The sequence below is a fragment of the Pseudomonas sp. SDO55104_S430 genome (assembly GCF_054070595.1).
In genome coordinates this window covers 21,445-27,823 of sequence record NZ_JBSVXG010000075.1, presented here as the reverse complement: position 1 = coordinate 27,823, position 6,379 = coordinate 21,445, and the positions used below count along the sequence as shown (strand labels likewise).

The following is a 6,379-nucleotide window of genomic DNA, read 5'->3' as shown; positions in this document are numbered from 1 at the left end:
TTTGGTGTCTGACACGACGCATTCGCGAGCAAGCCCGCTCCCACAGTTTTGAGCATCACAAACAATTGACGAATTTTTCTCATTTCACCCATTACATTTGCCGCCGCCCCAAACCTGCAAATGATTCCTATTGATCTACAATAATCGACGTCCCCGCCGTCGAATCTGCTTGCTCGATCAAAATACTGGAGCTGCCATAGCATGATTGCCCGAATCCCGTCCTTCCTGAAAAAAGCCCTGCTGGCCACCGCTCTGGTGAGTGCCGGCCACGTGTATGCAGCCGATAGCGTCGGCATCGTGGTGTACAACGCGCAACACGAAGGCCTGACCAAAGCCTGGGTTGAGGGATTCACTGAGGAAACCGGGATTCCGGTCACCTTGCGCAATGGCGACGACACCGAGATGGGCAATCAGATCGTGCAGGAAGGCGCTTCCTCGCCGGCGGACGTATTCCTGACGGAAAACTCCCCTGCCATGGTCCTGGTCGACAACGCGGGCCTGTTCGCACCGGTCGACAAGGCCACGCTGGAGCAGGTCGACCCCGCCTATCGTCCGGCCCACGGCAAATGGGTCGGAATCGCCGCACGCTCGACGGTGTTCGTCTACAACCCGAGCAAGCTGACCGAAGCGCAACTGCCGAAATCGATCATGGATCTCGCTGACCCTGCATGGAAAGGTCGCTGGGCTGCATCGCCGGGCGGCGCCGACTTCCAGGCCATCGTCGCGGCGATTCTTCAGCAGAAAGGCGAAACCGCGACCCTCGACTGGCTCAAGGCGATGAAAACCAACTTCACCGCCTACCGTGGCAACAGCTCGGTGCTCAAGGCGGTGAATGCCGGGCAGATCGACAGCGGGGTGATCTATCACTATTACTACTACGTCGATCAGAACAAGACCGGCGAGAACAGCAAGAACACTGCCCTGTACTACTTCAAGCACAAGGATCCGGGAGCGTTCGTGAGCATTTCCGGTGGCGGCGTGCTGGCTTCCAGCAAACATCAGGAACAGGCCCAGGCGTTCCTGAAGTACATCACCGGCAAGGACGGTCAGGCGGTGCTCAGGGATGGCAAGTCGTTTGAGTATGCCGTGGGCAAAGACGCGCAATCCAACCCCAAACTGGTGCCTTTGCAGCAGCTCGATGCGCCAAGCGTCGATGCCTCGAAACTCGACAGCAAAAAAGCCGTGGAGCTGATGACTCAGGCCGGACTGCTTTAATTGATACCTGAAATCCTGCCGGCGGATGTCCCACACCAGGCATCCGCCAACCTGCGTCGACGATCGCGCGGTCTGTTCGCGAGCCGAGGCGGCGCGTGGGTGGTCAGCCTGTCGCTGCTGGTTTCGTTGCTGGCCCTGCTGCCCATCGCCTTCGTCATCGGCGTTTACCTGGATACCGGCTGGAGCCAGGTGGTGCCATTGGTTTTCCGGCCACGGGTCGGGGAACTGATGGTCAACACCGTGTTGCTGACCGTCATCACCGTGCCCTTGTGCATCACGCTGGGGGTGACCCTGGCGTGGCTCACCGAACGCACCAACCTGCCCGGCCGTCGCGCCTGGTCGTTGCTGGCCACCGCGCCACTGGCGGTACCGGCGTTCGTCCACAGCTACGCTTGGGTCAGCCTGGTGCCGCCGATCCACGGGCTGTTCGCCGGGGTGCTGGTCTCGGTGATCGCCTACTTCCCGTTCCTGTACCTGCCGGTTGCCGCGACCTTGCGTCGACTGGACCCGGCCATCGAGGACGTCGCCGAATCCATGGGCCTCAAGCCCTGGGCGGTGTTCTTCCGGGTGGTGCTGCCGCAACTGCGCCTGGCCATCTGCGGCGGTGCGCTGCTGGTGGGTCTGCATTTGCTGGCCGAGTACGGCCTGTACGCGATGATCCGCTTCGACACCTTCACCACGGCGATCTTCGATCAGTTCAAATCCACCTTCAACGGACCTGCCGCAAACCTGCTGGCTGGGGTTCTGGCCTTGTGCTGCCTGGTAATGCTGACCGTCGAATCCGCCGCCCGTGGCCATGCCCGCTATGCCCGCGTCGGCTCCGGTAGCGCCCGGGAACAACGGGTGGTCAACCTGAGGCGTCCGGCAACATTGTTCGCATTGTTCTTGCAGATCGTCACCTGTGCCCTGGCCCTGGGCGTGCCCCTGATCACGCTGGGCAAGTGGCTGATTGCCGGAGGACTGGAGGTCTGGGATTTGCCTGAGCTGTTGCCGGCACTGGAGCAGACTCTGCTGTTCGGTGTGGCAGGCGCAGCCCTGACCACTTGTGCGGCGATTCCGATCGCCTGGCTGTCGATTCGCTCACCGGGCCGGCTGCAACGCTTGCTGGAAAGCTGCAACTACATCACCAGCGCCCTGCCGGGGATTGTCGTCGCGCTGGCTCTGGTCACCGTGACCATCCACTTCGCCCGGCCGATCTACCAGACCACCATCACGGTGCTGCTGGCTTATCTGCTGATGTTCCTGCCCCGGGCGCTGGTCAGCCTGCGGGCGGGAATCGCCCAGGCACCGGTGGAACTGGAGAACATGGCGCGCAGCCTCGGCCGCTCGCCGAGCCATGCGCTGTGGCTGATCACCCTGCGTCTGGCGGCGCCGGGCGCGGCGGCGGGCGCCGCGCTGGTATTCCTGGCGATCACCAACGAACTGACCGCCACCCTGCTGCTCGCCCCCAACGGCACGCGCACCCTGGCTACCGGTTTCTGGGCCATGACCAGCGAAATCGACTATGCCGCTGCGGCGCCCTATGCCCTGATGATGATTGTGCTGTCGCTTCCGTTGACCGCAATTCTTTATCACCAATCCAAGAAAACGGCCGGCCGATGAACACTCTGGAACTGCATTCGCTCACCAAACACTACGGCACGCACAAGGCCCTGGATAACGTCAGCCTGTCGGTGCCCACCGGCAGCCGCACGGTGATCGTCGGTCCGTCGGGGTCGGGCAAGACCACCCTGTTGCGGATGATCGCCGGCTTCGAGTTCCCGGACTCCGGCCGACTCTCGCTCAACGGCCAGACCCTGGTCGACAGCACCCATGAAGTCCCGGCACACCAGCGTCTGATCGGCTATGTGCCGCAGGACGGCGCGCTGTTCCCGCACATGACGGTGGCGGCGAATATTGGCTTCGGCCTGGCGACCAAGGGTGAAGAAAGGCATCAGCGCATCGCCGAACTGATGGACAGCGTCGCGCTGGATTCAAATATGGCCCAGCGCTGGCCCCATGAGCTGTCCGGCGGTCAGCAGCAACGGGTGGCGCTGGCACGGGCGTTGGCCCAGCAACCACGGCTGATGCTGCTGGACGAGCCGTTCTCGGCCCTCGACACCGGCCTGCGCGCCAACATGCGCAAACTGGTGGCACGCCTGCTGGCCGAAGCCGGCGTCACCACCATCCTGGTCACCCACGATCAGAGCGAAGCGCTGTCCTTCGCCGATCAACTGGCGGTGATGCGCCATGGTCGCCTGGTGCAGTCCGGCCATCCGCTGGATCTCTACCGCTACCCCGGCGATGTCCAGACCGCGCTGTTCCTGGGCGATGCCGTGGTCATGCCGGCCCGCATCGAAGCCGGCTGGGCCCATTGCGACCTGGGCCGCATCCCCGTCAACAACCACCGCAACAACAGCGCCGCCCAAATCATGCTGCGCCCCGAACAGTTGCAACTGGCCAACATCCTGCCCCACACCGCCGAAGTCACCGGCTGCCGCGCCGTCGTCACTGACCGCGACTTTAGCGGCAACACCTGCACCCTGACCGTGGAACTGCAAGCCTCTGCGAGCGGAGAGCAGTCGGGTCGGTCGCTGCTCGTACGCAGCTCCGGCATGTACGCCCCGCCCGCAGGCAGCGCCGTTCACGTCTCGACCATAGGACATGCGCATGTGCTGAACGAAGCGTAGATCCGGCAAATTCCCGCGGGGATATCACAATCCCTGTCGGAGCGGGCTTGCCCGCGACGAGGTCGGCACATCACACACGGACGTCGCCCGAGACACCGCCATCGATGGCAAGTCAGTTCCCAGAGGTGTTACCGCAACAACCCGCCAGCCCACTGCAGGAATATCTGATCAACCCAGAACACCTGATGCAGCAACACAATCCCCCAGAACAGCACCTGAAACGACACCTTGCGCGTCTTGTGCCGAAACACCTGCTGCGCCAGCAACGCCCCCGGCCAGCCGCCGGCTAACACCACCGCGTGCAAGACATTCTCCGGCGTACGCCAACTGTCGCTGCGAGCCTTGCGCTTATCACTCCAATAGAGGAAGAACGCCAGCACACTGACAACGCCATAGGCCGCCAGGGGCACCAACGATACCCCTCGCAACCAGAACGACACCGAACCATACAGCGGCAGTGCGCACAGAACCGTAAACACCAGCCATTTCAGCCGAAGATTACGGATGCCGCTGCTCGCCTGCTTGCGTACGCCGGCCTCACTCATGCCTTGGCCGCAGTCCAGTCAACCCAGCCGAATGCCCAGGTCGCCAGAATCAGCAGACCAAACGCGATGCGGTACCAGGCGAACATTGCATAGCTGTGATTGGCGATGAACTTGAGCAGCCCACGAACGGCGATCATCGCGAAAATGAAGGCGACGACAAAGCCAACGGCAAACACCGGGAAGTCGGATGGCACGAACAGGTCGCGGTACTTGTAGCCCGAGTAGACCGCAGCGCCCACCATCGTCGGCATGGCCAGGAAGAACGAGAACTCGGTGGCGGTCTTGCGCGACAGGCCGAACAACAGGCCGCCGATGATGGTCGCGCCGGAGCGAGAAGTACCCGGAATCATCGCCAGGCACTGGGCGAAACCCACCTTGAGCGCATCCTTCCAGTTAATGTCGTCGACTGTTTCGGCGTGCACTTCATGCTGACGTTTTTCCGCCCACAACATGATGACGCCGCCCACCACCAGCGCCGCGGCCACGGTGATCGGATTGAACAGGTAATGGTGGATCAGATCGGCAAAGATCACCCCCAGCACCACTGCCGGCAGGAAGGCGATCAGCAGGTTGGCGGTAAAGCGCCGTGCGCTCGGCTGCGTCGGCAAGCCGACGACCACGTCGAAAATCTTGCGGCGAAACTCCCAGACCACCGCCAGGATCGCGCCGAGTTGAATGATGATGTTGAACGCCATGGCGCGCTCACCACCGAAATCAAGCAAGTCGGCCACGATAATCTGGTGCCCGGTACTGGAAATGGGCAAGAACTCCGTAAGTCCCTCTACAACCCCAAGTATCAACGCCTGAAAGGCAGTCCAAAGATCCATCAATCCCCCAAAGGCCATGCAATGGCGCATGTCCCGTCAATATTTTTCAAATCGTTTTTGGCGTAGTCGCTGACTCGCGCGCACAAGATACCCGCAGTTCCGGGAAAACTCCGTGAAATCTCAGTTTGAACTCAGGTTTTTCCACGCCGGGCCGAAATGCTATCAGACAAGCCTGAAAAACGTTGCAACGTTCTCGGGCCAGGCAGGAAGCCGACGAGTACACATTACAAAAACAAGAAACCGGAGCACCGCGTTATGAATAGCTTGCGCAATATGTCGATCAGTCGCCGCCTGTGGCTCATCCTGGTCGTGGCCGTCACGATGCTCCTGGCCCTCGGTGTCATCATGCTCAAGCAGATTCACGAGGATCTGTATCAGGCCAAGGCGCAGAAGACCCAACACGTGGTGCAGACCGCCAGTGGCGTTCTCGCCTACTACCACGATCTGGAGACCGCCGGCACCCTCACCCGCGAGGCCGCGCAGAAACAGGCGTTGAACGCCGTGCGCGGTTTGCGATACGACCAGAACGACTACTTCTGGATCAATGACCTGACGCCGGTGATGATCATGCACCCGGTCAACTCGAAGCTCGATGGCCAGAACCTGTCGACCATTCGCGACCCGGACGGTTTCGCTGTGTTCAACGAAATGGTTGCCGTCGCCAAGGCCAAGGGTGCCGGCCTGATCAACTACCGCTGGCCGAAACCGGGTGCCAGCGATCCGGTGGGCAAGACCTCCTACGTCAAACTGTTCGAGCCCTGGGGCTGGGTGATCGGCTCGGGCGTGTACATCGATGACATGCAGGCCGAGTTCTATGGCCAGGTGTGGAAGGCGTCGTCCATCGGCCTGGCGATCGCCGTGATCATGGTGCTGCTGGTGTTCATGATTGCCCGCAGCATCGCCCAGCCACTGCGCGAGACCGTCAACGCCATGGCCAACATCGCCAGTGGCGAAAGCGATCTGACCCGCAATCTCGACACCCACGGCAAGGATGAAATCACTCAGTTGGCCCATCACTTCAACGCCTTCACCGCCAAGCTGCGCGGGGTCATCGGTCAATTGCAGACGTCCGCCACGGCGCTGGGCCAGTCTTCCAGCGAACTGGGCAACGATGCCACCCAGG

General features: G+C 61.7%; 5 protein-coding genes and 1 pseudogene. 4 read left to right on the top strand and 2 right to left on the bottom strand.

What is annotated here, in order from left to right:
• Positions 1-201: 201 nt before the first annotated feature.
• The 3 genes from ACW9JE_RS15330 to ACW9JE_RS15320 are packed head-to-tail and all read left to right on the top strand — an operon-like array spanning position 202 to position 3,884.
• A complete protein-coding gene (locus ACW9JE_RS15330; protein WP_457433208.1) occupies positions 202-1,215 on the top strand; it encodes an iron ABC transporter substrate-binding protein in 1,014 nt (337 codons plus the stop codon).
• A 3-nt stretch (positions 1,216-1,218) separates the two neighbouring features.
• On the top strand, positions 1,219-2,817 hold the full coding sequence (locus ACW9JE_RS15325) for an ABC transporter permease (RefSeq protein WP_457433209.1): 1,599 nt from the start codon (positions 1,219-1,221) through the stop codon (positions 2,815-2,817).
• A complete protein-coding gene (locus tag ACW9JE_RS15320; protein WP_224533315.1) occupies positions 2,814-3,884 on the top strand; it encodes an ABC transporter ATP-binding protein in 1,071 nt (356 codons plus the stop codon). Before ACW9JE_RS15325 ends, ACW9JE_RS15320 begins: the two co-directional genes overlap by 4 nt.
• 128 nt (positions 3,885-4,012) lie before the next feature.
• Here ACW9JE_RS15320 and ACW9JE_RS15315 read toward each other — a convergent pair whose 3' ends face one another.
• Together ACW9JE_RS15315 and ACW9JE_RS15310 are read right to left on the bottom strand one after the other, a co-directional pair.
• Entirely contained in the window at positions 4,013-4,429 is a 417-nt protein-coding gene (locus tag ACW9JE_RS15315) for a DUF1294 domain-containing protein (protein WP_224533314.1), read from the bottom strand.
• Entirely contained in the window at positions 4,426-5,256 is an 831-nt protein-coding gene (locus ACW9JE_RS15310) for an undecaprenyl-diphosphate phosphatase (RefSeq protein WP_224533313.1), read from the bottom strand. The genes ACW9JE_RS15315 and ACW9JE_RS15310 overlap by 4 nt, the downstream gene beginning before the upstream one ends.
• A gap of 156 nt (positions 5,257-5,412) precedes the next feature.
• Between ACW9JE_RS15310 and ACW9JE_RS15305 the strand changes: the two are divergent.
• A pseudogene (locus ACW9JE_RS15305) lies at positions 5,413-6,288 on the top strand (cache domain-containing protein); the annotation flags it as partial.
• Between the last annotated feature and the right edge of the window lie 91 nt (positions 6,289-6,379).

Excerpts from the sequence above, each read along its gene's own strand:
- ACW9JE_RS15330 (WP_457433208.1), top strand. The coding sequence starts at position 202 with ATGATTGCCCGAATCCCGTCCTTCCTGAAAAAAGCCCTGCTGGCCACC.
- ACW9JE_RS15320 (WP_224533315.1), top strand. The coding sequence starts at position 2,814 with ATGAACACTCTGGAACTGCATTCGCTCACCAAACACTACGGCACGCAC.
- ACW9JE_RS15315 (WP_224533314.1), bottom strand. The coding sequence starts at position 4,429 with ATGAGTGAGGCCGGCGTACGCAAGCAGGCGAGCAGCGGCATCCGTAAT.
- ACW9JE_RS15310 (WP_224533313.1), bottom strand. The coding sequence starts at position 5,256 with ATGGATCTTTGGACTGCCTTTCAGGCGTTGATACTTGGGGTTGTAGAG.